This window comes from Lactobacillus corticis (assembly GCF_018327645.1).
In the GTDB taxonomy this organism is placed as follows: Bacteria; Bacillota; Bacilli; order Lactobacillales; family Lactobacillaceae; genus Lactobacillus; species Lactobacillus corticis.
In genome coordinates, this window is record NZ_BMAY01000073.1 from 1 (window position 1) to 204 (window position 204).

Here is a 204-nt window from a genome sequence, read left to right on the forward strand (position 1 = left end):
CGGTGAGGGCCTCGATTACGGCGCTGGTAGTATTCGAAAGCGCGATGATCAGCGAGATCGTGCGCGCCGGGATCGAATCGATCGACTACGGACAGATGGAAGGTGCACGAAGCAACGGGATGACGTACGTGCAGGCCATGTACCACATCATCGTGCCGCAGGCGGTGCACAACATGATACCGGCGCTGCTGTCGCAGTTCGTAT

At 58.8% G+C, this 204-nt stretch carries 1 protein-coding gene; it reads left to right on the forward strand.

Going from position 1 to position 204, the window contains the following annotated elements:
* On the forward strand, window positions 1-204 hold a 204-nt coding region (locus KI210_RS08785; protein ID WP_212781481.1), incomplete at both ends, for an ABC transporter permease subunit.